The following is a 25,800-nucleotide window of genomic DNA, read 5'->3' as shown; positions in this document are numbered from 1 at the left end:
GCTAGCAGCGGCATATGGCCAAGCTCTATTTCTATTATGCCAGCATGAACGCCGGCAAATCGACCACGCTGCTGCAGGCGGACTTCAACTATCGCGAACGCGGGATGGAGACGATGCTGTGGACCGCTTCGCTCGACGACCGTTATGGCGCGGGCCAGATCACCAGCCGCATCGGCCTGCTCGCCGAGGCGCACAAGTTCGATCCCGAAAGCGATCTGTTCGCCGCGGTCGGCGAAGAGAATCGTGAGCGTCCGCTCGCCTGCGTCCTCGTCGACGAAGCCCAGTTCCTGTCACGCGCGCAGGTGCTGCAACTCGCGCGGCTTGCCGACGAGACGAACATCCCCGTGCTTTGCTATGGCCTTCGCACCGATTTCTCGGCCGAGCTGTTCCCGGGATCGGCCGCGCTGCTCGGTATCGCCGACGCGCTCGTCGAGCTGAAGGCGGTGTGCGAATGCGGCCGCAAGGCGACGATGAACCTGCGCGTCGATGAAAGCGGCCTGGCTGTCGTGGAGGGCGCGCAGACCGAGATCGGCGGCAACGACCGCTATGTCGCGATGTGCCGCCGGCACTTCATGGCAAAGCGGCGTGAGGCGGCAGAAGCGCTGACCAATGCGTGACGCGCTTTATGTCGAACTCGCCGATGGCGATCTGCGGCTCGTCAAGCTGACCGAGGCGCATCGCGCAGCGCTGCGTGCGGCCTGCGCGGCCGATCCGGATATCTGGCCGATCTACTCGTCGAGTTTCGGCCCCGACCATTTCGATACGAGCTTCGCCGCGTTGATCGGGCACGAAAACCGCATGCCCTATGCGATCATGGGTGGCGACCGGCTGGTCGGGATGACTGCCTGGCTGCGCCCCGACTGGAGCGCGCAGACGATTGAGATCGGCAACAGCTATATCCACCCCGATGCGCGCGGCACGGGGTTCAACGGGCGGGTCAAGCGGCTGATGATCGATCATGCCTTTGGCGTCGGCGTTCGCCGCATCGAATTCCGCATCGACGAGCGCAACAAGCGGAGTCAGGCTGCGGTTACCAAGCTCGGCTGCACCAAGGAGGGCGTGTTGCGGTCGGAGCGCATCACATGGACCGGCTATCTGCGCGATACCGGGCTCTGGTCGCTGCTTTCCAGCGATTGGCAGGGCTAGGGTGCTGGCCTAGGGTCAGCACCGGTTCAGGTTGGGGGGTCTACGGACACCTTGCCAGGGCCGATAATGTGAAAGACTCGTCCCATGAAAAAGACTCTCGCACTCTCCCTGGCCGCCGCCTTGCTTCCCCTTTCAGCAGTTGCGGCGGCCGACGAGCCCGCAAGTGCCCCGCGCGCGACGGGCGTCGAATCGAGCATCACCTTCCCTAACGATACGACTATCAAGACGTGGCGCGCCGACGATGAGGACGGCATCTGGGTACAGGATCGCAAGGGCGACTGGTATTATGGCAAATTTGCTGTCCGCTGTCGTAATGTCGATTTCGCGCAGGCGATCGGCATCGACAATCGCGGCAGTTCGACGCTCGACCGCTATGCGACGATCCTCGCGGGACGCGAACGCTGCCCGCTGATCTCGTTCGTCAGTTCTGCGCCGCCGCCAACCAAGGCGGAGATCAAGGCCGCCCGCGAAGCCGAAAAGGCAGCGCGCAAAGCCGCGGACGCGAATTGACAAGCGACCCGCGCGCGGGTCAAGCGCGCGGGATGAACGGCTGGATCATTCTCGACAAACCCGTGGGGCTTGGCTCGACGCAAGCGGTGGGCGCGGTCAAGCGCGTTTGCCGCGAGGCGGGTCTTGGCAAGGTCAAGGTTGGCCACGGCGGGACGCTCGATCCGCTCGCGTCTGGCGTGCTGCCGATCGCGCTCGGCGAGGCGACGAAGCTGTGCGGACGGATGCTCGATGCGAGCAAGATTTACGACTTCACCGTGCAGTTCGGAACCGAGACTGCGGGACTGGATGTCGAGGGTGAGGTCGTCGCCACCAGCGATGTGCGGCCGGCCGCTGCGGATATCGCGGCGGTGCTTCCGCGCTTCACTGGCCCGATCGAGCAGGTGCCCCCGGCGTACTCGGCGATCAAGATCGACGGCAAGCGCGCCTATGATCTCGCTCGCAGGGGCGAAGAGGTCGAGATGAAGGCGAGGTGCGTCACGATCCACGCGCTCGACCTGCACGCCGCGCCCGACGGGCCGCTCGCCAGCGCGACGCTTACGGCTCATGTCTCGAAGGGCACCTATATCCGGAGCCTCGCGCGCGACATCGCGCGGGCGGTCGGCAGCGTCGGGCATGTCACCATGCTTCGCCGCGTGAAAGCGGGGCCGTTCGACCTGTCTCAGGCGATTTCGCTGGACAAATTGAACGCTTTCGGCCAAGGGGCCGCCCAATCAGAAATCATTCTGCCGCTCGAGGCAGGGCTGGTCGACATCCCGGCTCTGAACCTTTCCCCGGAAGCGGCAGGGGCGATCCGTCAGGGTCGCGTCTGGACCGGGGAAAGCACGTATGACGGGCTCTATTGGGGACGGGACAGCGAAATGCGACCCGTCGCGCTGATAGAGGCTTTGGCGGGAACGCTGAAAGTCGTGCGAGGCTTCAATCTATAAGCACGATGTTCGAGGAAAAAATTTATGTCGATTACCGCCGAGCGCAAAACCGAAGTGATCACCGACAATGCCCGCGCAAAGGGCGATACCGGTTCGCCGGAAGTGCAGGTCGCCATCCTGACCGACCGCATCAATACGCTGACCGCTCACTTCAAGGCGCATCACAAGGACAACCACAGCCGCCGCGGCCTTCTGATGATGGTCAACAAGCGCCGCAGCCTCCTCGATTACCTCCGCAAGAAGGACGAGGGCCGCTATCAGGCACTGATCGCGAAGCTGGGTCTGCGTAAGTAAGAGTTTCTGGCGGCCCCGGATTTCCGGGGCCGCTGTCATATTGGCGTCCGCAAATAGGCGGCGCCACAGGGCCGCTCCCGCATCCGGCGGGACCGCCATCAGGGCAGACAGACGCCCTACACCGCCCCGGGCCGGATTGCCCGGACACAGAGGCCCCGCCCGGCATAGGGCCCGGCGGGCGAAGGAAACACCATGTTTGACGTGAAAAAAGTATCGATCGAGTGGGGCGGTGAAACGCTCACTCTCGAAACGGGCAAGGTTGCCCGCCAGGCCGACGGCGCCGTGATGGCGACGCTGGGCGAAACGGTCGTTCTGTGCGCCGTGACCGCCGCAAAGAAGGTCAAGGAAGGGCAGGATTTCTTCCCGCTCACCGTCCACTATCAGGAAAAATATTCGGCCGCCGGACGCATTCCGGGCGGCTTCTTCAAGCGTGAGCGCGGCGCGACCGAAAAGGAAACGCTGGTTTCCCGTCTGATCGATCGCCCGATCCGCCCGCTGTTCCCCGAAGGTTTCTATAACGAGATCAACGCCATTGCTCAGGTTCTGAGCTATGACGGCCATAACGAGCCCGACATTCTGGCGCTGGTCGCCGCGTCGGCTGCGATGACGATTTCGGGCGTTCCCTTCATGGGCCCGATCGGCGCCGCGCGCGTCGGTTATATCGATGGCGAATATATCCTGAACCCGACCGATGCGCAGGTTGCCGAAGGCGACCTCGACCTCGTCGTTGCCGCGACCTATGACGCCGTGATGATGGTCGAATCCGAAGCCAATGAGCTGTCGGAAGAGGTCATGCTCGGCGCCGTGCTGTTCGCGCATGACGCGTGCAAGGAAGTCGTGAAGGCGATCGTCAAGCTCGCCGAACAGGCTGCCAAGGATCCCTGGGCGATGGCCGAACAGGCCGACCTGACCGCTGCCAAGGACAAGCTGAAGAAGCTGATCGGCAAGGATATTGCCGCCGCTTACAAGCTGACCGACAAGTCGGCGCGTTCGAACGCGCTGAACGAAGCGCGCAGCAAGGCCAAGGACGCCTTTGCCGATGCCGCTCCGCAGGATCAGCTGGCCGCATCCAAGCTGGTCAAGAAGCTGGAAGCCGAAATCGTTCGCGGCGCCATCCTCAAGGACGGCAAGCGCATCGACGGCCGCAAGACGACGGAAATCCGTCAGATCGTCGCCGAAACGCACTTCCTGCCCCGCGCCCATGGTTCGGCGCTGTTCACCCGCGGTGAAACCCAGACGATCGCGACTGCGACGCTGGGCACCAAGGAAAGCGAACAGATGGTCGATGGCCTGAACGGCCTGTCGTACCAGAACTTTATGCTGCACTATAACTTCCCGCCCTATTCGGTCGGCGAAGTCGGCCGCTTCGGTGCGCCGGGCCGCCGCGAAGTCGGTCACGGCAAGCTGGCATGGCGTGCGCTGCACCCCGTGCTGCCGACGAAGGACGAATTCCCCTACACGATCCGCCTCACCAGCGACATCACCGAGTCGAACGGCTCGTCCTCGATGGCGTCGGTCTGCGGCGGTTCGCTCGCGATGATGGACGCCGGCGTGCCGATCAAGCGTCCCGTCTCGGGCATCGCGATGGGCCTGATCCTCGAAGGCAAGGATTATGCGATCCTGTCGGACATCCTGGGCGACGAGGATCACCTCGGCGACATGGACTTCAAGGTCGCGGGCACGTCCGAAGGCATCACCACGATGCAGATGGACATCAAGATCGCGGGCATCACGCGCGAGATCTTCGAAGCCGCGCTCAACCAGGCCAAGGAAGGCCGCGCGCACATCCTTGGTGAGATGAACAAGGCGCTCGGCGAAACCCGCAGCGAATTGTCGGCGCACGCACCGCGTATCGAGACGATGCAGATCGACAAGTCGAAGATCCGCGACATCATCGGTACCGGCGGCAAGGTGATCCGCGAGATCGTCGCGACCACCGGCGCCAAGGTCGACATCGACGACGAAGGCCTGATCAAGATCTCGTCGAGCGACCTCGACCAGATCGAGGCTGCCCGCAAGTGGATCAGCGGCATCGTTGAGGAAGCCGAAGTCGGCAAGATTTATGACGGCAAGGTCGTCAACCTTGTCGATTTCGGGGCGTTCGTGAATTTCATGGGCGGCAAGGACGGTCTCGTCCACGTCAGCGAAATCGCCAACGAGCGCGTCGAGAAGGTGTCGGACGTCCTCAGCGAAGGCCAGGAAGTCAAGGTCAAGGTCCTCGAGATCGACCAGCGCGGCAAGGTTCGCCTGTCGATGCGCGTCGTGAACCAGGAAACCGGCGAAGAACTCGAAGACACCCGCCCGCCGCGCGAACCGCGCAGTGACCGTGGTCCGCGCCGTGACGGCGGCGACCGTGGCGACCGCGGTCCGCGTGGTGGTGGCGGTCGTGACCGCGGCCCGCGTCGTGACGGCGGCGGCGAAGGTCGTGGCGACCGCGGCCCGCGCCGCGAACGCAACGACGGTCCGGAAGATCAGGGTCATGTGCCCGACTTTCTGAAGGACTAAGTCCTTCCGATACGGTAACAGGGAAAGGGCTGCCGAAAGGCGGCCCTTTTTCTTTTGAATCAAATGACTTCGCTGTCACAAAATGCGGAAAGTGGTAACGCGCGCGTGTCCAACCCTCGGAAAACTGCGCTTTTCCGGAACAATTTTGTCGATGCGCCGTGCAAGAGCATCGACGACCCGCGCAACTTCCGGCTTTCCCGAGAGTCCATCTGGCTGACAGGGCCGGTGGAATACGCGGGACCCTGCTGATCCAATAGAAGGAGTAGCATATGGGTAGCATTTCCAGGGGTTCGGCTCTCTTCCTGACCGTCGCCATGTTCGCCATGCCCGCCACCGGCAGCCTCGCCGCGCAGGAGCAGGACACGAGCGGCGATACCGCGCAGGGCAGCGAGCCGATGGCGACCGTTTACGGCACCGCGCCTGACATTTCGCAGATGACCAAGGGGCCGAAGATCGAGGGCATCATTTCGGCGCGCAGCGGCAACCGCGTTCAGGTCACGACCGCAGATGGCAACAACCAGATCATCACCGTCGGCGAGACGACGAAGGTCAAGGCAAGCGGCGGCTTCCTCGGCCTCGGCAGCAACAAGCTTGCCACCGATTCGCTTCTCAACGGTCTGCCGGTAAGCGTCGAGACCTTGCAGTGGGACGGCGGCCTGATGGCTAGCCAGGTCGTGCTGAAGAACAAGGACCTTCGTACCGCGAACATGATCCGCAACGGTACCGACCAGCGCTTCGCCGAGCAGACGGCGGCGACCGAGGCGCTGCGCGGCCGCGTCGGCGACATCGATCAATATAATATCAAGGGCACGACGAACGTGAACTTCGACACCGGCAAGGCTGTGCTGTCGGAACAGGCGAAGGCCGATCTGTGCGCTGCGGCAAATCAGGCCAACAGCACGGACAATGCCCTGTTGCTTGTGGTGGGCTACACCGACTCGACCGGCAGCCAGGAACTGAATCAGGAACTGAGCGAAAAGCGCGCAACCCGCGTGGTGAACTATCTGCAGCAGTCCTGTGGCTGGAAGCCTTATCGCATGTTGACCCCGACCGGCATGGCCGAGGCCGATCCTGCGGCGGATAACAGCACAGCCGAAGGCAAAAGGCAGAACCGCCGTGTTGCCGTGAATATCATGGTCAGCAAGGCTGTCGACGGCCTGTAGGACCGTCGCATACTCCAGCCTTTATCGGGGGCGAAGGCTATCCTTCGCCCCCTTCTTCTTGCCCCGTCCCGTGACCCGTGCAATAGGCGCCGCCCCTCGCGACACCTCCGGCCGGAACGGGACAGAATATGGACAGCAACACGGCCGCCATCGCGCTTGGCCTCGACTTCGGCACCACGAACACCGTCGTGGCGCTTGCCGACGAGGCCGGTGGGTCGCAGCTGATCGACTTTGCCGGTGAAGATGCGGCGGGGCCGGTGTTCCGCTCGGCGCTCTGTTTCTGGGAAGAAGAGCGCGCCTGGCAGGGCATCGCATCCGAAGCAGGCCCGTGGGCGATTTCGGAATATCTGCAGTCGCCGCTCGACAGCCGTTTCGTGCAATCGTTCAAGAGCGTTGCTGCCAGCCCGCTGTTCGAGCGGGCGATGATCTGGGGCAAGCCGTTCCGGTTCGAGGATATGGGAAGGCTGTTCCTTCAGCGTCTCGTCGGCCATGCCGGCGGCCGCCTCGACGAGCGGCCGCAGCGTGTCATCGTAGGCCGGCCGGTCGAATATGCGGGCGCCCGCGCCGATCCGGTGCTGGCACGACAGCGCTACGACCAGATGCTCGACCGGTTCGGGGTCGAGCTTCACTATGTCTATGAGCCGCTGGGAGCCGCCCATAGCTATGCCGCGCGTCTGACCGACCCCGCGACAATCCTCGTCGCCGACTTTGGGGGCGGCACGACCGACTTTTCGATCGTCCGCATCGCAGCGCCGGGTGAACCGCGCCGCTGCGTGCCGCTCGCCTCTTCGGGCGTCGCGATCGCCGGCGACCGCTTCGACCAGCGCATTGTCGACAAACTCGTCCTGCCCCTGCTCGGCAAGGGCGGCAGCTATCGCTCGTTCGACAAGATTCTCGAGATTCCGGGCGGTTACTTTGCCGATTTTGCCGACTGGTCGCGGCTCGCGATGATGCGCAATCGCCGCACCATCGACGATCTGCGGCGGCTGCAGCGCGACGCGGTCGATCCCGAATCGATCGCCCGGATGATCGCGCTGATCGAACATGAGCAGGGCTTTCCGCTTTACGACGCCGTTGGGCGGGTCAAGCGCGCGCTTTCCGGGCAGGAAGAAGCCGAGTTCCAATTCAGCGGCGGCGGGGTTGATATTTCCGCCGCGGTGCGCCGCGCCGATTTCGAGGCATGGATCGCCGACGATCTTGTGCGCGTCGAAGTCGCGCTGGACGACGCGTTGGCGAAAGCCGCGATCGAGGCGGGCGCGATCGACCGCGTATTCCTGACCGGCGGCTCCTCGCTGATCCCCGCGATCCGCGCGATCTTCGACCGCCGTTTCGGCGCCGGGCGCATTGCCTCGGGCGGCGAGCTGACCTCGATCGCGCATGGTCTGGCGCTGATCGGCGCCGAACCCGACCCGGCCGAGTGGGCCGTCTGACCCGAAGCAGCGAGGGGCTGCCTTGTTGCGCGCGATGACTTGGCGAGCCCGAAAACTGCGGCTAGCCTCATCGAGGCCCCGCCTCAAATCCTTGTCCGGTCAGAGAGATATGATGATCTTCCAGCTCCTCACCCTTTCCCTTGCCACCGCAGCGCAGACCGTTCCCGCGCAAGCAACCCAGCTTCCGCCGCCGCCTGTCGCGGTTCCCGCGCCGGTAACCGCCGCGGTCGAGGTCGACACGCGCCCCTATGTCGAAATCACCACCGACGCCGGGAAGATCGTCATCCGGCTGGAAACCCGGCGCGCGCCGGTGACTACGGCGAATTTCCTGCGCTATGTCGACAGCAAGCGGATGGCGACGACCTTTAAATTCTATCGCACCACGCGCAGCTGGGGCGAGGGGAACCAGCTGGTCCAGGCGGGCAACCGCGGCGATGCGCGGCTCAATTATCCGCCGATCGCGCACGAACCCACCAATGGCACGGGGCTGACTCATTGCAAGGGGGCGGTGGCGATGGCGCGCTCGGCGCCGGGCGATGCGACGAGCGACTTTTTCATCCTTCTGTCCGACATCCCGGGTTTTGATGCCAATCCGGGTGGTAGCGGCGACAATGCGGGCTTTGCCGTGTTTGGCGAGGTGATCAGCGGGCTCGATGCCGCCGAGAAAATTTATGCTGCGCCGATTTCGCCGACGAAGGGCGAGGGGGTGATGGTCGGCCAGATGCTCGAACCCGAGTTCAAGATCCTCGCTGCCCGGCGTATTCCCGCGCCTGCGGACGCGCCGAAGGGTTGCGTCGTCAAGGCTGCGCCCTGACCGATCGTGCCGGTGCAGGAACTCGGCAAAGCGCATGATCATTTATTTTGCGTTCATCCGCGCTGTGGCTATACCGCCCGCATGACTCAACGCCCCTCCGCTCGCACCGCCGTGCGCTTTATCGCCGCCGCTCTCGTAATTTCGCCGATGCTGGCGGCTTGTGCCGGGGGTGGGGGTGTCAAGAAGGACACGCGTTACGTCGCGCGCGACGTCAACACGCTCTATCGCGCGGCGCAGGACCGGCTCGACCGCAAGCAGTACAAGCTCGCCGCCGCGCTGTTCGACGAGGTCGAACGCCAGCATCCCTATTCGCCCTGGGCCCGCCGCGCGCAGCTGATGAGCAGCTTCAGCTATTATATGGACCGCGAATATACGCCGGCGATCGAGGCCGCGCAGCGTTTCCTTGCGATCCACCCGGGCAACAAGGACGCGCCCTATGCCTATTATCTGATCGGCCTCAGCTATTATGAGCAGATCAGTGACGTCACCCGCGACCAGAAGATCACGCAGCAGGCGAAGGATGCGCTGGGTGAGGTGATCCGCCGCTATCCCGACAGCCGCTATGCGGCCGACGCGCGGCTCAAGCTCGACCTGGTCGAAGACCATCTCGCGGGCAAGGAGATGGAGATCGGGCGTTTCTATGAACGCAGCTCGAACTGGCTCGCAGCGTCGATTCGCTTCCGCGAGGTTATCGACAAGTTCCAGACGACCAGCCACACGCCCGAAGCCCTCTATCGCCTGACCGAATGCTATCTGGCGCTTGGCATTCCCGACGAAGCGAAGAAGTCGGCGGCCGTGCTTGGTGCAAACTATCCGGGCAGCAAATGGTACGATCGCGCTTACAAACTGATGCAGAAGCACGCGCCGAGCGTCTGAGCGTTCGGGGAATAGATTCGCATTTTGTTCTGCGTTAAGAGCGGGACATGCTGACGGCGCTGTCCATCGCCAATATCGTTCTGATCGAACGGCTCGACCTCGATTTCGAGGCCGGGCTGGGCGTGCTCACGGGTGAAACCGGCGCGGGCAAGTCGATCCTGCTCGACGCGCTGGGGCTCGCGCTCGGCATGCGTGCGGACAGCGCGCTCGTCCGGCAGGGGACCGACAAGGCGCAGGTCACAGCCAGTTTTACGCCGCCCGCAGCCGGGACTGCGCTCGCCGCCCTGCTCGCCGACAATGATGTGACGGTCGAACCCGGCGAGCCGCTGCTGATCCGGCGCACCCTCAAGGCAGACGGCGGCAGCCGCGCCTTCCTGAACGACCAGCCCTGTTCGGCGGCGCTGCTGCGCGAGGTCGGCAGCTATCTCGTCGAAATCCACGGCCAGCACGATGACCGCGGCCTGCTTGCGCCTGCGGGGCACCGGGCGCTGCTCGATGCCTATGCGCGCGCCGACACCGGCGCGGTGGCGCGCGAGCATGCCGCATGGCGCGCCGCCGAAGAAAGGCTGTTGGCCGCCCGCACTGCGATCTCCGAAGCCGAGCGCGATCGCGAATGGCTCGAACATTGCGTCGCCGAACTGCAGGCGCTGAACCCGCAGCCGGGCGAGGAAGCCGAACTCGCCGCGGCGCGCGCGGCGATGCAAAAGGGTGAGAAGATTGCCGGCGACCTCGGCGCGATCCTCGAAGCGTTCGACGGCAGTGCCGGCGGTCCTGCGCTACTGCGTGGCGCCGCGCGGCGGCTCGACCGGCTAGCGGGCGATCATCCCTTGCTGGCGGAGGCGCTCGCCTGCCTCGACCGTTCCATCATCGAGGCCGACGAGGCCGAAACGAAGCTGAACGACGCGGCGCGGGCGATGGAATATGACCCGGAGCGGCTCGAAGCGACCGAAACGCGCCTGTTCGAACTGCGCGCGATGGCGCGGAAGCACAATGTTCAGCCGGACGAGCTTGCCGAACTGGCGGGCGAACTCGCCGCGCGGCTCGACGCGATCGAGGGCGGTAGCGCGGGGCTTGCGAAGCTCGAGGCCGCGGTCGCCGAAACCGCTGCCGCCTATACGCACGCCGCGACGGCGCTGTCCGACCTTCGCGTCAAGGCGGCGTCGCGGCTCGACGTTGCGGTCGCCGGCGAACTCGTGCCGTTGAAGCTCGACGCCGCGCGATTCCAGACTGCCGTCGAACGTCTGCCCGCCGAGCGCTGGGGTGCCGACGGCATCGACCGCATCGAATTCCTGATCTCGACCAATCCCGGCGCGCCTTTTGCGCCGCTGGCCAAGATCGCGTCGGGCGGCGAATTGTCGCGCTTCATCCTCGCGCTGAAAGTCGCGCTTGCCGAAGAGGGCGGCGCCGACACGATCATCTTCGACGAGATCGATCGCGGCGTCGGCGGCGCGGTCGCCAGCGCGATCGGCGAACGGCTGGCGCGGCTTGCAAGCGCCGGCAAGCAGCTTCTCGCGGTAACGCACAGCCCGCAAGTGGCTGCGAAGGGTGCGGGTCATTTCGTCATCGCCAAGTCGAGCGAGGGCACCGTCACGCGCACTGGCGTCCGTGCGCTCGACGATGCCGGCCGCCGCGAGGAAATCGCACGCATGCTGTCGGGCGCCGAAGTCACCGAAGAGGCGCGCGCGCAGGCCGAGAGATTGCTGGAGACGATATGATGCAGCGGGGGCGGAGCTTGGGTCTGGGGTTTTTTGTGGTGCTCGTCGCAATCGCCGCGTTCGGTCTCTTCTTTGTCGGTCAGGGCGGCCGGACGCCGCCGGCCCGGGCAGCGATGGCTGCGGCGTCGTGGCCGGCCGACCAAGCGGGGCAGGAAGCGGAGTTCTGGAAGATCATCGACGCGACTACGCCGGCAAACCGCGGCGGGGAAAGTCAGTTGCCCGAATTGAAGGATCGGCTGATGCAACTGCCGATCGATGATCTGGAGAAGTTCATCCGCGTTTATGATCGCCTGATGGCGCGGACCTATAGCTGGGATTTGTGGGGCGCGGCCTATGTTGTGCAGGGCGGGGCGTCCGACGACGCGTTCGAAGACTTTCGCAAATGGTTGATCTCGCAAGGACGGACGGATTTCGAACGGGTTTCGCATGATCCCGACAGCCTCGCCGACGCCCTTCCCATGGGCCATGAGGGTGATGCGACGTTCGAGGAATTTTCTCACCTCTTCGCAGATATCTGGACCGAACGAACAGGCAAGCCGCTGACCGCGTTGCCCAAGGACAAGGATGCGCTCTACCCGCCCGAACCCGTCGGCGCGCCCTTTTCGGAAGACCCCAAGCAGCTTGCCGCGCGCTACCCCAAGCTCTGGCTGCGGTTCGGCGAGGAGCCACTGCAATGACCGGCGGCATGCCTGGCGATTCCTATCGCACCGAGGGCTATCTGGCGCTCCCCGGCTTCGTGCCGACCGAGGTGACGCATGCGCTGCTCAGCACGCTCAAGACCGACCTTGTCCGTGGCGGGGTCTCGTTCGATCAACTCAAGCGCAAGCACGACCTGCTCGCGGCGGAAGCGGTCGAGGTTTATGGCATGCAATATATGCCGCTCGCGACGTTCCTCTGGGGCATGACCCCGGCAATCAGCGCGCTGGTCGGGCACGACCTCCGACCGACCTACTGCTATTTTCGCATGTACCGGCAGGGCGACATCTGCCGCGTCCATTCGGACCGCTATGCCTGCGAACATAGCCTGTCGCTGCTGCTCGCTGCCAGCGATGGCAAGCCGTGGCCGCTCGATGTCGGCTCGCAGCATATCGAAACCCCGCGCCAGCGCGCCGATGCCGATTTCGGCGACGAGGCCTATGGTTCGGTGCCGATGCTGCCGGGTGATGCCGTTCTCTATCAGGGCGTCCATCGTCTGCACGGCCGGATGACGCCCAATCCGAACCGCTGGTCGGCGCATCTGTTCCTGCACTGGGTCGATCCGACGGGCCCCTATGCCGACAGCGCGTTCGAAGGCGTCCAGATACTGCCGACCGAGGCACTTGCGATGGAACGGGCCTAGCCGCGATGGCGGCGCATCCGCTCGACCGGCCGGTCTGGACCATGTTGACCGGGCGGCAGGCGCATCTGGCCGAGGGAGACGCACGCGCGGTGCGGCTCGACCGCGGATATGGCGTTTTCGGCGCGGCCGCTGATACTGGAGCCGACGCGCTTGCCGCGCTTGCCGCGCTCGTTCCCGACGGCGGCGAGATATGGCTGGTCGAGCACCGGCCTTGGCCGCTGCCCGCCGGAACGCGCGAGGTGAACCGCGTGGTACTGGCGCAGATGGTCGCCGAGGGCGCACCGCCGGCCGCGCGCGCGAGCGAACCCGCGATCGTGGCGCTTGGCGAGGCCGATGCGGCCGAGATGGGCGCGCTTGCCGGTCATGCGAAGCCCGGACCGTGGGGCCCCGCAACGCATCGTTACGGCCCCTTCTTCGGTGTTCGCGAAAACGGCCGCCTGCTTGCGATGGCGGGGCAGCGTATGCTCGTGCCCGGTATGGCCGAGGTCAGCGGCGTGTCGACGTGGGAGGATTGCCGTGGGCGCGGTCTGGCACGGGCGCTGATCGGCCATGTCATGCGCGCGATGGTGGCGCGGGGCGAAACGCCGTTCCTGCACAGCTATGCCGACAATGCGGGGGCGATCGGCCTGTATGAATCGCTCGGCTTTCGCATCCGGCGCGAAGTGCATGTGCTGATGATCGCAAAGGCATGAACCGGCGCGAGCATCTTGGCGCGCTGCTGGCGATGGCGGCGGCGATCCTGCCGACAGGCAAGCTGAAAGCGCTGGAGGCGCGAATGGAAGAACTGGTTCCCGAATATGGCCTGATCGGCCAGATGATGGCGCAGCCCGGTCAGCGCGCGGCGCTGATCGCGATCCTGTCCGAAGGGACAGACGCGATGCCCGGCAACATGGGCTATCTGATCGGCGAGGATAGCGCGAACCCCGACGCGATCTGGATCGTCGAAATCTGGGAAACGAAAGAAGCGCACGCCGCGTCGTTGCAATTGCCCGCCGTGCAGGCGGCAATAGCGAAGGGCGGCCCGCTGATCGCGGGATTTGGCACTCGCGCCGAGTTCAAGCCGGTGGCAAAGACTGCTGCATGACCGAGATTGAATCGCTTTCCCCCGCCGATGCCGCCAACGAACTGATGCGGCTTGCAAAAACAATCGCCTATCACAGCAAGCGCTATCACGCCGAGGATGCGCCGGAGATTGCGGACGCCGACTATGACGCGCTCGTGCGGCGCAACACCGAAATTGAAAATGCCTTCCCGCACCTGATCCGCGCCGACAGCCCGAACAGGCTGGTCGGCGCCGCGGTCGAAAGCTCGCCGCTCGCCAAGGTCACGCATGCGCAGCGGATGATGAGCCTCGACAACGCCTTTTCGGACGAGGATGTCGAGGAGTTCGCGACGCGCGTGCGGCGCTTCCTCAACCTCGGCGCGGACGAAAGCATCGCGCTGACCGCAGAGGACAAGATCGACGGGCTATCCTGTTCGTTGCGGTACGAGAAGGGCAGGCTTGTCCAGGCTGCGACCCGCGGTGACGGCAGCATTGGCGAGGACGTCACGCCTAACGTCGCGACGATCAAGGACATCCCGCAGGAATTGAAGGGCGAAGTCCCCGACGTCTTCGAGATCCGCGGCGAAGTCTATATGGCGAAGGCCGACTTTGCGGCGCTCAACGAGCGATTGATGGAAGAGGGTCGGGCGCTTGCGGCGCAGCGCGGGCAGGCGTTCGATCCGGCCACGGTGCGCCAGTTCGCCAACCCCCGCAACGCCGCGGCGGGTTCGCTCCGCCAGAAGGACGCAAGCGTCACCGCGTCGCGCCCGCTGCGTTTCCTCGCGCATGGCTGGGGCGAGGTAAGTGCGGTGCCCGCGGCAACGCAGTTCGATATGATGAAGCGGGTCGAGGCCTGGGGCGTCCCGGTTTCGCCGCTGCTGAAGCGGTTCGAGAGCGCCGCCGACGTGCTCGCCCACTACCGCATGATCGAGGCCGAACGCGCCGAGCTGCCTTATGATATCGACGGTGTCGTCTACAAGGTCGACCGGCTCGACTGGCAGGCGCGCCTCGGCTTTGTCGCCAAGGCGCCGCGCTGGGCGATCGCGCATAAATTCCCCGCCGAACGCGCCCAGACGACACTCGAATCGATCGATATCCAGGTCGGCCGTACCGGCAAGCTGACGCCGGTCGGGCGGCTGACCCCGGTGACCGTCGGCGGCGTCGTCGTGTCGAACGTCACGCTGCACAATCGCGACGAGATCGGCCGCCTCGGCGTGCGCCCCGGCGACCGCGTCGTGATCCAGCGCGCGGGCGACGTCATTCCGCAAGTCGTCGAGAATCTCACCCGCGACGAGGTGCGCGCGCCCTTCCTCTTCCCTGACCATTGCCCGGTGTGCGGCAGCGAGGCGGTCGCCGAGGACGGCGAGGTCGATGTGCGCTGCACCGGCGGCCTGATCTGCAATGCGCAGAAGTTCGAACGCCTGCGCCACTTCGTCAGCCGCGGCGCGCTCGATATCGAGGGGCTCGGCGAGAAGAGCATCCAGGAATTTCTCGACCTCGGCTGGCTCGACAAGGGGCCGGCCGACATCTTCCGCCTGAAACGCCATCGCGACGCATTGCTCGGCCGCGAGGGATGGAAGGAAAAGTCGGTCGACAATCTCTTCGCCGCGATCGAGGCGAAGCGCGCGCCCGACGCGGCGCGATTGCTGTTCGGACTCGGCATCCGCCATGTCGGCGCGGTAACCGCGCGCGACCTGCTCAAGGGATTGGGCGATATCGCGTTGTTGCCGGAGAAAGCGGCAGGGATTCAGGGCTATCTCGACGCCAATCCGCAGGCCGAGGGCGAATCCGACGGAAAATTCCAGACGCGCAAGATGGAGGCGATCAAGGCGATCCTCGAAGTCCGCGCCGACGGGATCGGCCCCGCGGTGGCCGAGGCGCTCGGCGATTTCTTCCACGAACCGCACAATCGCGATCTGTGGGACGATCTGCTCTCCGAAGTATCGCCACCACCCTACGTCGTCGAGACGCGCGAAAGCGAAGTGTCGGGGATGACCGTCGTCTTTACCGGCAAGCTCGAAACGATGAGCCGCGACGAGGCGAAGGCGCAGGCCGAGGCGCTCGGCGCCAAGGCCGCGGGCAGCGTAAGTGCGAAGACCGATCTGGTCGTCGCCGGTCCCGGCGCGGGTTCGAAGCTCAAGCAGGCGTCTGCGCTCGGCATCCGCGTGATCGACGAGGCCGAATGGGCCGCGATCGTCGCGGCGGCGGGTTAGGGCGATAGTAAGCCGTGCGTATCATCACAGACCGCAGGGGCAAAATGCTGTGAGGGGACCGCATGGCAAAGGGTGATTATCTTCAGACGCTGATGCACGATCTGGAATCGCACACCGAGGTGCGGCGGTTCGGGAGTGGCTGGCTTTCGGGCTTCTTCGCGCTGCTGTTCGCGATCGCGGGCTTGCTGATGGTCGTCGCGCTGCGCTTTCCCGACTGGTTCGCGACGCCGCAGCTGACCGCGGTAAAGGACTGGCCCGGCTTCCGCGGCGCGGTGCATCTGACGCTGCTGGTCAGCTATGCGCTTGCGCTGCTCAGCCTGCTGCTGCGCCCGCGCAAGGTGCTGGGGGCGACCGCGCTGATGATCGGGCTCGGCGCCGCGCTGCTTGGCGGCGCGAACGTCCAGCCGCAGGAGACGCGCGACTGGGGCATGTTCTTCGGGCTCGACTTCTTCGTCGTGAACCTGCTCGCTGCGGGCTTCATGTATGCACCACTCGAGCGTGCCTTCCCGCACCGCCGCGCGCAGCGGCTCTTCCGGCCCGAGTGGCGCGAAGATCTCTTCTATTATCTCGTGAGCTCGATGTTCGTGCAGATACTGAGCTTCCTTGCGCTGGCACCGCAGGAGTTCGTTAACGCGCACACGAGCAACTGGGATGCCTTCCGCGCCGGGGTGGCGTCGCTGCCGTGGCTCGCGCAGTTCCTGATCGTGCTCGTCGTGTCGGACCTCGCGCAATATTGGTTTCACCGGCTGTTCCACAAGATTCCGTTCCTGTGGGGGTTCCATGCCGTCCACCACAGCGCCAAATCGATGGACTGGCTCGCAGGATCGCGGATGCATTTCGTCGAAATCATCCTGCTCCGCTCGGTAACCTCGCTGCCGCTCTTCACGCTCGGTTTCGCGCCCTCGGTGATGCAGGCCTATATCGCTTTCGTCTATGTCTGGTCGGGGTTGCTTCATTCCAACGTCGGCGGCGATTTCAACCGGTTGGGGCACTGGGTCGCGACGCCGCGGTTCCACCATTGGCACCACGGGCTCGAACGCGAGGCGTTCGACGTCAATTTCGCGATCCACTTTCCTTTCCTCGACAAAGTGTTCGGGACTTTCCATTTGCCGAAGGGGCGCTGGCCCGAAAATTACGGTATCCCCGAGGATGTGCCGAAAAGCTATTGGCGCCAGATGCTCTACCCCTGGACGCGGACGGGGAAGAAGATCGACGAGCAGGCGGCCGAATAGGGCAATCTGTCCGCTTGCAAGCTTCGCCGTCGCACCATAAGGCCGCGTCCGTGAGCCTGCTCGCCGCCTTTCGCCGTCCCGGCATCCTGCTGCTGCTTCCGGTGCTGCTCGCGCTCGCCGCGCGCATGCTCGTCGCGCCGGGCTGGATGATCGAAAGCAGCGCGGGCGGCACGATCACCGTGCGCGTCTGTTCGGATCCGTCGAACCCCGGCGGCACGATGACCATCCCGCTCGAAAAGGCGGGGAGCCATGAGGGCGGTGCGCAGCAGCATTGCCCGTGGGGCGCGCTCGCGGTCGCCCCGCTTACCCCCGACACACCGGTCCTGCCCGCAGCATTCGCCCTCGTCGAACCCGCGCCGGTTGATGTGCCCTCGCTCGGTTTTGCGCCCGGCATCGCCTCGCCGCTGCCACCGAGTACCGGACCACCTGCCTTCGCCTGATCCAGACTGACCGGTCGCCCGCGTGATCAACGCGGCGCGGCCTATGCCTGCATTCACGCGAAGGATTATTCATGAAAAGCCATCTCCATGGCGCGGCGCCCCTGCTGGCGCTCGCTGCCTGTCTTGCCGCCGCGCCCGCGTCCGCGCACGCCGAAGACGCCGATTCGACGATCATCGTCACAGCGCCGCTGCAAACCGACGCCGCCGAAGCGCGCGCGGCGCAGACTCCCGGCGGCACCGATGTTGTCTCTTACGAAGACTATGCCGACAAATCGGTCGTCAGCTTGCGCGACACGCTCGCTTTCTCGCCCGGCGTCTACCTCCAGCCGCGTTACGGGCAGGAGGTGCGTATCTCGATCCGCGGGTCGGGGCTGTCGCGCGGCTTCCATATGCGCGGGCTGACGCTGCTGCAGGACGGGGTGCCGATCAACCTTGCCGACGACAATGGCGATTTCCAGGAGCTGGAGCCGATCTTCTTCGATCATCTCGAGGTCTATCGCGGCGCCAACGCGCTCCGTTTCGGGTCAGGAACGCTTGGCGGTGCGATCAACGGGGTGACCCCGACCGGGCGCAGCGCCAAGGGCGTATATCTCCGCGCCGAGGCGGGCAGCTTCGACATGCTGCGCGCGCTTGTCTCGGCAGGCGTCGCAGGCGACCGCGTCGATGCATGGGGAGCCATCAGCGCAGATACGTCGGACGGCGACCGCGATCATGCCAAGCGCCGCAGCTTCCGCTTTCAGGGTAATGTGGGGCTGGATCTGAGCGATAATATTTCGACGCGCTTCTATGCCAGCTTCAACAATATCAACCAGCAGTTGCCGGGCGCGCTGACCCGTGCGCAAGCGCTGACAACGCCGAAGATGGCGAATGCGGCGAGCGCGGCGGGCGACCAGCAGCGCGACATCGATTCGCTGCGGCTTCAGAACCGGACGCGGATCGACCTTGGCGCCGCCACGCTCGAGGTCGGCGGCTTCGTCAACGCCAAGTCGCTTTTCCATCCGATCTTTCAAGTGATCGACCAGAAATCGACCGACGTCGGCGGCTTTGCGCGGCTCGATTATGCGGCGGGTCCGGTCGAACTGACGCTCGGCGGGGAAGTCCGCAACGGCAAGACGAAGGCGAAGCAGTTCGTCAATATCGCCGGACGCCGCGGCGCGCTGACCTTCGACGCCGACCAGAAGGCGCAGACAGCGAGCCTCTATGGCGAGATGCGCGTGCGGCCCGTCGAGCGGCTTTCGCTGATCGCGGGCGGCGTCTATGCCGATGGCTGGCGAGAGCGCCGCGTCAATTTTTCCGTCTCACCGGCGGGTGACGGGCGGATCGGCTTTGATGCCTTCTCCCCCAAATTCGGGCTGCTCTTCGAGCCGTCCGACCGGGTCCAGATTTTCGCGAACTATAGCCGCTCGGCTGAATTTCCAGGGTTCGGCGAGGTGTTCCAGACGATCGGCACACTGCCGGTGAGTTCGCTCGTTTCCGACATTCGTCCCCAGCGCGCCTGGACGGCCGAAATCGGGACGCGCGGGACGGCCGGTATCGCGCATTGGGATGTCGCCTTCTATCGATCGACGCTGAAGGGCGAGATGCTGCAGTTCACCACCAACGCCAGCATTCCCGCCGCGACCTTCAACGCCGACCGCACGCTGCATCAGGGAATCGAGGCCGGGCTCGATCTTGACGTCGCCCCGTGGCTGCGCCTGCGTCAGACCTATGCCTATAGCGACTTCCGGTTCCGGAACGATGCCCAGTTCGGCGACAACCGCTTGCCGGTGGTGCCGCGGCATATGTACCGCGCCGAACTGCGCGTCGGCACCGACGCGCTGCATGTCGCGCCCAGCCTCGAATGGGTGCCGCAGGGACCGTTCGCCGATTACGCCAATCGGGTCCGCACCCCCGGCTATGCGCTGCTCGGCGTAACCGGCGGCATGACGGTTGCCGATGGGTTCGACGCCTTCGTCGATGTCCGCAATATCACGGGCAAGAAGGCGATCGGCGACATCAGCGCGGTCCTTGCCGCCAATGCCGCTTCGGCGATCTATTATCCGGTCGAACGCCGCGCCATCTCGGCCGGCGTTCGCGCGCGCTTCTAGGGGGCAGGGGGAATGGCGGACCGTATCATCCCGCTCTATCGAACGATCTGGCGCTGGCATTTCTACGCCGGGCTGTTCGTCATTCCCTTCGTGCTTTTGCTGTCGCTGACGGGCGCAGCCTATCTGTTCAAGCCGCAGCTCGACCGGTGGGAAGAGCGCGCGTGGCGCGATTTGCCGATACAAGGCGCGGTCGACGCCGATGCGCAGGTTCGCGCGGCAATGGCCGCCTTTCCCGGCGCCAGTTTCCACTATTATCGCATCCCCGAAGCTGCGGGTGACGCGGCACTCGTCCATCTCGGTCTGCCCGGCGGTGCGATGCGCGACGTCGCGGTGTCGCCGCAGGGGCGGGTGATCGGGTCGGCCGATCCCGATGCGCGTTGGTCGGCATGGCTTGCGCGCCTGCATGGCAGCCTGCTCGTCGGACGCGCGGGCAAGCTTGCCGTCGAACTGGCGGCGAGCTGGGCGATCGTGATGATCCTGACCGGTCTTTATCTCTGGTGGCCGCGCGGGCGCGGGGCGGCGGGGATAGTGTGGCCGCGGCTTTCGCTCGGCGGACGGACGGCACTGCGCGACCTGCACGCGGTCACCGGCTTCTGGGTCTCGGGTCTCGCGCTCGTCCTGCTGTTCACCGCGCTGCCGTGGACCGACGTCTGGGCCAGCGGTTTTCGCGCCGTGCGCGCCGAGATGGGGTGGGTCGCGGGGACACCCGACTGGAAGGGCGGCGCCGATCCGCACGCGGCGCACGATCATCATGCGATGGCCGCGGCCGCGCCAGCCGCTGCGCCGCCGCGCGCGTCGCTTGCCTATATCGTCATGCGCGCGCGCAGCGAGCATATGCCCGCGCCCGCGATCATCCAGCCGCCCGGCGCGCCGAATATGTTCGGGCCGCCGAACGGCGATGTCTGGACGCTGACGACGCAAACCCAGAACCGCCCGCTCGTCCGCAAGGTCAGCTACGATCCCGAAACGAGCATCGAGGTGTCGCGCAGCGGCTTTGCCGACAAGCATGTCATCGACCGTGTCGTAAATGTCGGCATCGCGTGGCACGAGGGCCAGCTGTTCGGCCTCGCCAACCAGTTGGTTGGCGTGGCGACCGCGCTCGCGCTCTTCACGCTCGCGATCTCGGGCTTCCTGATGTGGCGCCGCCGCAAGCCCGATGACGCCCTGGGCGCGCCGCCGCTGCCGCGTGATCCGGCACGGCTGAAGGGCGTGGCGGCGATCGTCCTGCTGCTCGCCGCCTTCCTGCCCTTGCTCGCGGCCTCGCTGATCTTGCTGTGGACCATCGATCGGTTCATCGTGCCGAGGCTCCCGCGCGCGGCTCGCTGGCTGGGAGTCGCACGCGCTTAGAAGGTTTCATCTGCAACTATTTCATGTTAGGCCTCGCCCCATGAAAGACGGCTTTACCCACGTCCACGAAACCCCGCCGCCCGGCGCTGCGGCCGACTGGACGATTTCGCAGAACTGGGACGCCTTCACTCCCGACGAGCATGCAATGTGGGACCGGCTGTTCGCACGTCAGTCGGAGATGCTGCCTGGCCGCGCGTCGGAGGCCTTTCTGCGCGGTATCGACGTGCTCAAGCTCGAAAAGCCCGGCATCCCCGATTACCGCGAGCTCAACGCGCGGCTGATGGCGGCGACGGGGTGGCAGGTCGTTGCGGTTCCGGGGCTCGTCCCCGACGAGGTCTTCTTCGACCATCTCGCGAACCGCCGTTTTCCCGCCGGCAATTTCATTCGCACGCCCGAACAACTCGATTATCTGCAGGAACCCGACGTCTTTCACGACGTGTTCGGCCATGTGCCGATGCTCGCCGATCCGGTTTTCGCCGACTATATGGTCGCCTATGGCGAGGGCGGACTGCGCAGCCTGAAGTTCGACGCGCTGAAACAGCTCGCGCGGCTTTACTGGTACACCGTCGAGTTCGGGCTGATCCGCGAAGCGGGCGGCCTGCGGATATACGGCGCGGGGATCGTGTCCTCCTATGCCGAGAGCGTCTTCGCGCTCGACAGTGACAGCCCGAACCGCATCGGCTTCGACCTCGCGCGCGTGATGCGGACCGATTACCGGATCGACGATTTCCAGCAGAATTATTTCGTCATCGACAGCCTCGACCAGCTTCTCGATACGACGGTCAACACCGATTTCGCACCGCTCTATGCCGCCAATGCCGCGTTGTCGCCGATCCCGATCGCCGACTTTCTGCCGCAGGATGAGGTGATTACCCGCGGCACGCAGGATTATGCGCTCGCCAAGAGCGGCTGACTTTCCGGTTGTCCGCGCGCGCCGAGCCAGCTTAGGATCGGGGCAGGAGGACCTATGTTCCGGAAGTTGCGCGATATGCTGGGCGGTGCGAAGGATGGCGGCGGCGAATCCGGCCCGCCTGATCGCATCGAGCCGATTCAGCTCGACGAAAGCGATCTCGACGATGGCGACCTGCCGCCTGATGAGCCCGACAGATCGCTCGATGCTGCCTTCCACTACCTGAGCGCGCTCACCAACGCACATGACGCGACGTGGCGCCTTGGCACGGCGAGCTGGGATGCTGATCTCGCCGCCGGCACGATCACCTTCACCAATGATCGCGGCTGGAAGATTGTTGCGCCTGTACAGGTCATCGGGACGCTGAACACAATTGACGGGACGTGGCTGTGGGGATGGGATCATCCCTCTGTGCCCGAGCCGCTGCGTGCCGACGCGGCGCTGGTTCGCGATTTTGGCGCAAAGCACGGGCTGGAGGCATTCGTGACGCGGCATATCGAGGCGAACGAAGAGGACGCCTGGCAATTTGCCGCGCTCGCCGCCTATCTGGCCAAGTCGCAGGGCGCCTATCGTGGACCGTCGGGTTCGACGATGATCTTCATGACCTTTGGCACGTTGACGATCTCTGCAGGCTGAGGCTCACCAGCTTCCAAAACTGGCGTCCGACGGGCTTGCGCGGTGGAAGGCGCGTTCCTTGCGACGCCAGCCATAGCGGCGGCGCTTGACGAGCAGCAGGCACGGCCACTCGGCGCTGCCGCCGCGTGCGGCAAGGCGAAAGCCCTGCGCGCGATAGGCCGCGAGCACCGGCTCCATCTGCCGCGCGATCAGGCCAGCGAGGATGGCATGTCCGCCGGGTGCGGTCGCCGCGCCGATATCGGGGGCAAGGGTGATCAGCGGGCCGGCGAGGATATTCGCAATGACCAGATCATAGGGCGCGCGGTGGCGGATCGCGGGGTGATCGGTCCCCGGCGCAACGGCAAGCGCAAGGCCGCCGCCGCCACGGCCCAGCGGCACGCCATTGATCGCGGCATTGTCGCGCGTGACGAAAATGCTCGCGGGGTCGATGTCCGACGCGATCATCTTTGCCGCCGGCCACAGGTGCATCGCGGCAAAGGCAAGCAGGCCGGTCCCGGTTCCGATGTCGGCAATATTGCGCGGAGCGGCACCCTGCCGCGCCAGCCGGTCGAGCATCGCGAGGCAGCCCGCGGTCGTGTCGTGCCCGCCGGTGCCGAAGGCCTGGCTCGCGTCGATCAGAAAGGGGACGGTGCCGACGGGCACCCGATCGGCATAGCTGCTCGTGTGGACGAAAAAGCGGCCTGCCCGCACGGGTTCCAGCCCCTGCTGCGACAGCGTCACCCAGTCCTCTTCGGGCAGTTCTTCGACGATGGGCGTCTTGCCCTTCGCGCTCGGGATCAGCGCCGGCAGCAGCTTGAGCAGCGCCGCGCCGGGCTTCTCATCCATATAGGCGTCGAGCTGCCACAGCCCGGCATCCTCGTCGATCTCGCGCGTCACGACGACGGGTGCCTCGGGCAGCGCGTCGAGTTCGGGGATTTCGCCCGACAGCGCTTCGGCCTCATCGCGGGTGCAGGGGAGCGATACGATCCAGCTCATCAGCGGACGTAGCTCGCGCCGTTGACGTCGAGCACCGCGCCGGTCATCGACGCGGGCGCGTCGAGGGCGCACCAGCGCGCCATTTCGCCAACTTCGCCGGGCATGGCGACGCGGCCGAGCGGAATGTCGGCAAGCAATTTGTCGCCCCCACGGCTCTCCAGATACTCCTCGGCCATGCCGGTCATCGTGAAGCCGGGGCAGATCGCGAAGGCCAGGATGTTCTCCTTCGCATAGCCGCGCGCGATCGTCTTGGTCATCGCGACCATCCCGGCCTTCGACGCCGCATAATGCCAGTGCGCCGGGCTGTCGCCGCGATAGGCGGCGCGGCTCGCGACATTGACGATGCGGCCGGCCGAACCGCGCGCTTGCCAATGCCGGACCGCGCGGCGGCAGAGCAGGGCGCTGGCGGTCAGATTGACCTGCATCGTGCGGTCCCAGCTTGCGAGCCAGTCGGCGTCGTCGCTATCGAGCGAGTTCGCCTCGAAGATGCCGGCGTTGTTGATCAGCACGTCGATGCGGCCGCCCAGCGTTGCAAGGCTAGATTGCCAGAGCGCCTCGGGCACTGCCGGGTCCGACAAATCGCCGTCGGCGCTCGACAGCGCCACGACCTTGGTCGCGTCGCTAGTCAGCGCTTCGGCAATCGCGGCGCCGATGCCGCGGCTGGCGCCGGTAATCAGGATATGGGTTGTCATGCTCCCGCCTTAGGGCAGGGGCACCGCGCTTGCCAAGCTTGCGCCCGATATCAGGCGACGCGGCGGCTGAACTCGCTCGCGGCCTTTTCCAGCGACTGGAGTCGGTCGCCCATCCTGGCAAACTCCTGGCTGAGCGTGCTGATCTCGCCCGCGACCATGCCCGAATCGTTGCGGATGCTCGCGATCGTCGACGACATCGAGTCGGCGGCCAGCGCGGTTTCGTCGACCGCGGCAGTAATCGAGGTGACCGTCTGCGCCTGCGCGTCCATCGCGTCGCGGATGCGCTGCGCCGATGTCTGCACCTCGACGATCGTCTGCTGGATCGACTGGTTGGCGTTGACCGATCCGCGCGTCGCCTGCTGGATCGCGGTGATCTTGCCCGCGATATCGTCGGTCGCGCGGGCGGTTTCGTTGGCGAGGCTCTTAACTTCCTGCGCGACGACCGCGAAGCCGCGGCCCGATTCGCCGGCGCGGGCGGCCTCGATCGTGGCGTTGAGCGCGAGCAGGTTGGTCTGGCCCGCGATCTCGCGGATCAAGCCCAGAATTGACTCGATCGATTCGGCATGACGCGACAGCGCTTCGGACATCGCGACGGCTTCGCCTGCCTGTTCGGAAGCGCGGGTCGCGATGCTCGCCGAAGCTTCCACCTCGGTGCGCGCATCCTCGATCGCGCGGATCAGGCCGGCGGCGGTCGAGGCGGCTTCGCGCATCGCCATCGCGGACTGTTCGGAGGCGGCGGCGACTTCGCTCGTCTTGGCGATCATGCCCTTCGCTGCCTGATCGGCCGAAGCGGCCTGCTTGGAAAGCTGCTGGCGTGCTGCGTCGGTGTCCTGCACCAGCGAGGCGATCGAGCGGTCGAAATCGCCTGCGAGCGACTGGCGCTCGGTCGAAATGATCGCGCGGTCGAGCTTGGTCGCATAGCGCTGCATGATGTCGAACTCGAGCAGGGCGAGCCGGTTGATCGCACTCGTCAGTCGCGCCTGGCGCTGCGTATCGCCCGCCGTGGCGTCGATGACGAATTCGATGGTCAGGCGCAGGCTTTCGGCGATGCACGACATCACCGACGCGAGCGGCAGTTTCACGCGGCGCGCCATATGGGTGTTCTGGCAGGCGATCGTGGCGACGTCCTGACCTGCGGCATCGCGATATTTGGTCTCGGTGTGACGCGCGCTGCCCTTCACATAGGATTCGAGCAGTTCGCCCTCGACCTTGCGTTCGATACCGGGCAGCGCATTGAAGGCATCCCAATAGGCGCGCGCGATATGCTCTTCGCGGCCGGCGACGATGCCGTAAATTTCGGCGGCGTCGGCGGCGAGGTGGCCGTCGAGGTCATAGAAGGGGAAGCGATCCGCCATCAGCACCGGATCTATCTGCTGCTTATGAATCGGATTTTCCTTCACCATGATCCTGCTTCCCTGACCAACCGATGGGTGTGCGAGTCTGATGCTCGCGATCATCCGGGATATGTGTCACCGGATATGCGGGGATGATGGTAAAAGCGGTGTTAA

General features: G+C 65.4%; 25 protein-coding genes. 22 read left to right on the top strand and 3 right to left on the bottom strand.

Features of this window, described 5'->3' with window-relative positions:
* Positions 1 to 14 precede the first annotated feature (14 nt).
* The 22 genes from ACQY80_RS04205 to ACQY80_RS04100 all read left to right on the top strand — a co-directional run bounded on the left by ACQY80_RS04205 (position 15) and on the right by ACQY80_RS04100 (position 22,625).
* Positions 15 to 617, top strand: coding sequence for a thymidine kinase (locus tag ACQY80_RS04205; protein ID WP_428683947.1), 603 nt, complete (start codon positions 15 to 17; stop codon positions 615 to 617).
* A complete protein-coding gene (locus ACQY80_RS04200) occupies positions 610 to 1,146 on the top strand; it encodes a GNAT family N-acetyltransferase (RefSeq protein WP_428683946.1) in 537 nt (178 codons plus the stop codon). The genes ACQY80_RS04205 and ACQY80_RS04200 overlap by 8 nt, the downstream gene beginning before the upstream one ends.
* A gap of 84 nt (positions 1,147 to 1,230) precedes the next feature.
* On the top strand, positions 1,231 to 1,656 hold the full coding sequence (locus tag ACQY80_RS04195) for a DUF6491 family protein (protein ID WP_428683944.1): 426 nt from the start codon (positions 1,231 to 1,233) through the stop codon (positions 1,654 to 1,656).
* A gap of 32 nt (positions 1,657 to 1,688) precedes the next feature.
* The gene (gene truB, locus ACQY80_RS04190) at positions 1,689 to 2,582 is read left to right on the top strand and encodes a tRNA pseudouridine(55) synthase TruB (protein ID WP_428683942.1); all 894 of its coding nucleotides are present in this window, start codon (positions 1,689 to 1,691) and stop codon (positions 2,580 to 2,582) included.
* 24 nt (positions 2,583 to 2,606) lie between these two features.
* Positions 2,607 to 2,876, top strand: coding sequence for a 30S ribosomal protein S15 (gene rpsO / locus ACQY80_RS04185; RefSeq protein WP_428683940.1), 270 nt, complete (start codon positions 2,607 to 2,609; stop codon positions 2,874 to 2,876).
* Positions 2,877 to 3,068: 192 nt separating this feature from the next.
* Positions 3,069 to 5,381: a polyribonucleotide nucleotidyltransferase gene (gene pnp, locus ACQY80_RS04180; protein ID WP_428683938.1), complete on the top strand. Its 2,313-nt coding sequence runs from the start codon at positions 3,069 to 3,071 to the stop codon at positions 5,379 to 5,381.
* A 269-nt stretch (positions 5,382 to 5,650) separates the two neighbouring features.
* Positions 5,651 to 6,544, top strand: coding sequence for an OmpA family protein (locus ACQY80_RS04175; protein ID WP_428683936.1), 894 nt, complete (start codon positions 5,651 to 5,653; stop codon positions 6,542 to 6,544).
* 128 nt (positions 6,545 to 6,672) lie between these two features.
* Positions 6,673 to 7,974, top strand: coding sequence for an Hsp70 family protein (locus tag ACQY80_RS04170; protein WP_428683934.1), 1,302 nt, complete (start codon positions 6,673 to 6,675; stop codon positions 7,972 to 7,974).
* 112 nt (positions 7,975 to 8,086) lie between these two features.
* Positions 8,087 to 8,788: a peptidylprolyl isomerase gene (locus ACQY80_RS04165; RefSeq protein ID WP_428683932.1), complete on the top strand. Its 702-nt coding sequence runs from the start codon at positions 8,087 to 8,089 to the stop codon at positions 8,786 to 8,788.
* A gap of 81 nt (positions 8,789 to 8,869) precedes the next feature.
* Positions 8,870 to 9,664, top strand: coding sequence for an outer membrane protein assembly factor BamD (locus ACQY80_RS04160; RefSeq protein WP_428683930.1), 795 nt, complete (start codon positions 8,870 to 8,872; stop codon positions 9,662 to 9,664).
* Positions 9,665 to 9,711: 47 nt separating this feature from the next.
* The gene (gene recN, locus ACQY80_RS04155; RefSeq protein WP_428683928.1) at positions 9,712 to 11,379 is read left to right on the top strand and encodes a DNA repair protein RecN; all 1,668 of its coding nucleotides are present in this window, start codon (positions 9,712 to 9,714) and stop codon (positions 11,377 to 11,379) included.
* A gap of 17 nt (positions 11,380 to 11,396) precedes the next feature.
* Positions 11,397 to 12,056: a DUF4240 domain-containing protein gene (locus ACQY80_RS04150; protein ID WP_428683926.1), complete on the top strand. Its 660-nt coding sequence runs from the start codon at positions 11,397 to 11,399 to the stop codon at positions 12,054 to 12,056.
* Positions 12,053 to 12,718, top strand: a complete 666-nt coding sequence (locus ACQY80_RS04145) for a hypothetical protein (RefSeq protein WP_428683925.1) — start codon at positions 12,053 to 12,055, stop codon at positions 12,716 to 12,718. The genes ACQY80_RS04150 and ACQY80_RS04145 overlap by 4 nt, the downstream gene beginning before the upstream one ends.
* Positions 12,719 to 12,723: 5 nt before the next feature.
* Positions 12,724 to 13,410, top strand: coding sequence for a GNAT family N-acetyltransferase (locus ACQY80_RS04140; protein WP_428683923.1), 687 nt, complete (start codon positions 12,724 to 12,726; stop codon positions 13,408 to 13,410).
* Complete coding sequence (locus ACQY80_RS04135) at positions 13,407 to 13,802, top strand: putative quinol monooxygenase (RefSeq protein WP_428683921.1); 396 nt, start codon at positions 13,407 to 13,409, stop codon at positions 13,800 to 13,802. Before ACQY80_RS04140 ends, ACQY80_RS04135 begins: the two co-directional genes overlap by 4 nt.
* Entirely contained in the window at positions 13,799 to 15,973 is a 2,175-nt protein-coding gene (gene ligA, locus ACQY80_RS04130) for an NAD-dependent DNA ligase LigA (RefSeq protein WP_428683919.1), read from the top strand. Before ACQY80_RS04135 ends, ligA begins: the two co-directional genes overlap by 4 nt.
* 62 nt (positions 15,974 to 16,035) lie before the next feature.
* Positions 16,036 to 17,205, top strand: coding sequence for a sterol desaturase family protein (locus ACQY80_RS04125; protein WP_428683917.1), 1,170 nt, complete (start codon positions 16,036 to 16,038; stop codon positions 17,203 to 17,205).
* 50 nt (positions 17,206 to 17,255) lie between these two features.
* Positions 17,256 to 17,645 carry a hypothetical protein gene (locus ACQY80_RS04120; protein ID WP_428683915.1) on the top strand — a complete coding sequence of 130 codons (390 nt, stop codon included), beginning with the start codon at positions 17,256 to 17,258 and terminating at the stop codon, positions 17,643 to 17,645.
* A gap of 71 nt (positions 17,646 to 17,716) precedes the next feature.
* Positions 17,717 to 19,732 (top strand): TonB-dependent receptor family protein, encoded by a 2,016-nt coding sequence (locus tag ACQY80_RS04115; protein ID WP_428683913.1) that lies wholly within the window; start codon positions 17,717 to 17,719, stop codon positions 19,730 to 19,732.
* Positions 19,733 to 19,744: 12 nt separating this feature from the next.
* Entirely contained in the window at positions 19,745 to 21,079 is a 1,335-nt protein-coding gene (locus ACQY80_RS04110) for a PepSY-associated TM helix domain-containing protein (protein WP_428683911.1), read from the top strand.
* A 40-nt stretch (positions 21,080 to 21,119) separates the two neighbouring features.
* Positions 21,120 to 21,992: a phenylalanine 4-monooxygenase gene (gene phhA / locus ACQY80_RS04105; RefSeq protein WP_428683909.1), complete on the top strand. Its 873-nt coding sequence runs from the start codon at positions 21,120 to 21,122 to the stop codon at positions 21,990 to 21,992.
* 54 nt (positions 21,993 to 22,046) lie between these two features.
* The gene (locus tag ACQY80_RS04100; RefSeq protein WP_428683907.1) at positions 22,047 to 22,625 is read left to right on the top strand and encodes a DUF6882 domain-containing protein; all 579 of its coding nucleotides are present in this window, start codon (positions 22,047 to 22,049) and stop codon (positions 22,623 to 22,625) included.
* Positions 22,626 to 22,628: 3 nt separating this feature from the next.
* Here the strand turns inward: ACQY80_RS04100 and ACQY80_RS04095 are convergent, their stop codons facing one another.
* Genes ACQY80_RS04095 through ACQY80_RS04085 form a run of 3 tightly spaced genes read right to left on the bottom strand, consistent with a single transcriptional unit; the run spans position 22,629 to position 25,695 of the window.
* Positions 22,629 to 23,600: a 50S ribosomal protein L11 methyltransferase gene (locus tag ACQY80_RS04095; protein WP_428683905.1), complete on the bottom strand. Its 972-nt coding sequence runs from the start codon at positions 23,598 to 23,600 to the stop codon at positions 22,629 to 22,631.
* A complete protein-coding gene (locus tag ACQY80_RS04090; protein ID WP_428683903.1) occupies positions 23,600 to 24,292 on the bottom strand; it encodes an SDR family NAD(P)-dependent oxidoreductase in 693 nt (230 codons plus the stop codon). Before ACQY80_RS04090 ends, ACQY80_RS04095 begins: the two co-directional genes overlap by 1 nt.
* A 50-nt stretch (positions 24,293 to 24,342) precedes the next feature.
* Positions 24,343 to 25,695 carry a methyl-accepting chemotaxis protein gene (locus ACQY80_RS04085; protein ID WP_428683901.1) on the bottom strand — a complete coding sequence of 451 codons (1,353 nt, stop codon included), beginning with the start codon at positions 25,693 to 25,695 and terminating at the stop codon, positions 24,343 to 24,345.
* Positions 25,696 to 25,800: the final 105 nt, after the last annotated feature.

Origin of the sequence: Sphingopyxis sp., assembly GCF_965279755.1 — a bacterium.
Lineage (GTDB): Bacteria > Pseudomonadota > Alphaproteobacteria > Sphingomonadales > Sphingomonadaceae > Sphingopyxis.
The sequence above is the reverse complement of the archived record's forward strand: the minus strand, read 5'-3'. Positions and strand labels throughout refer to the sequence as shown.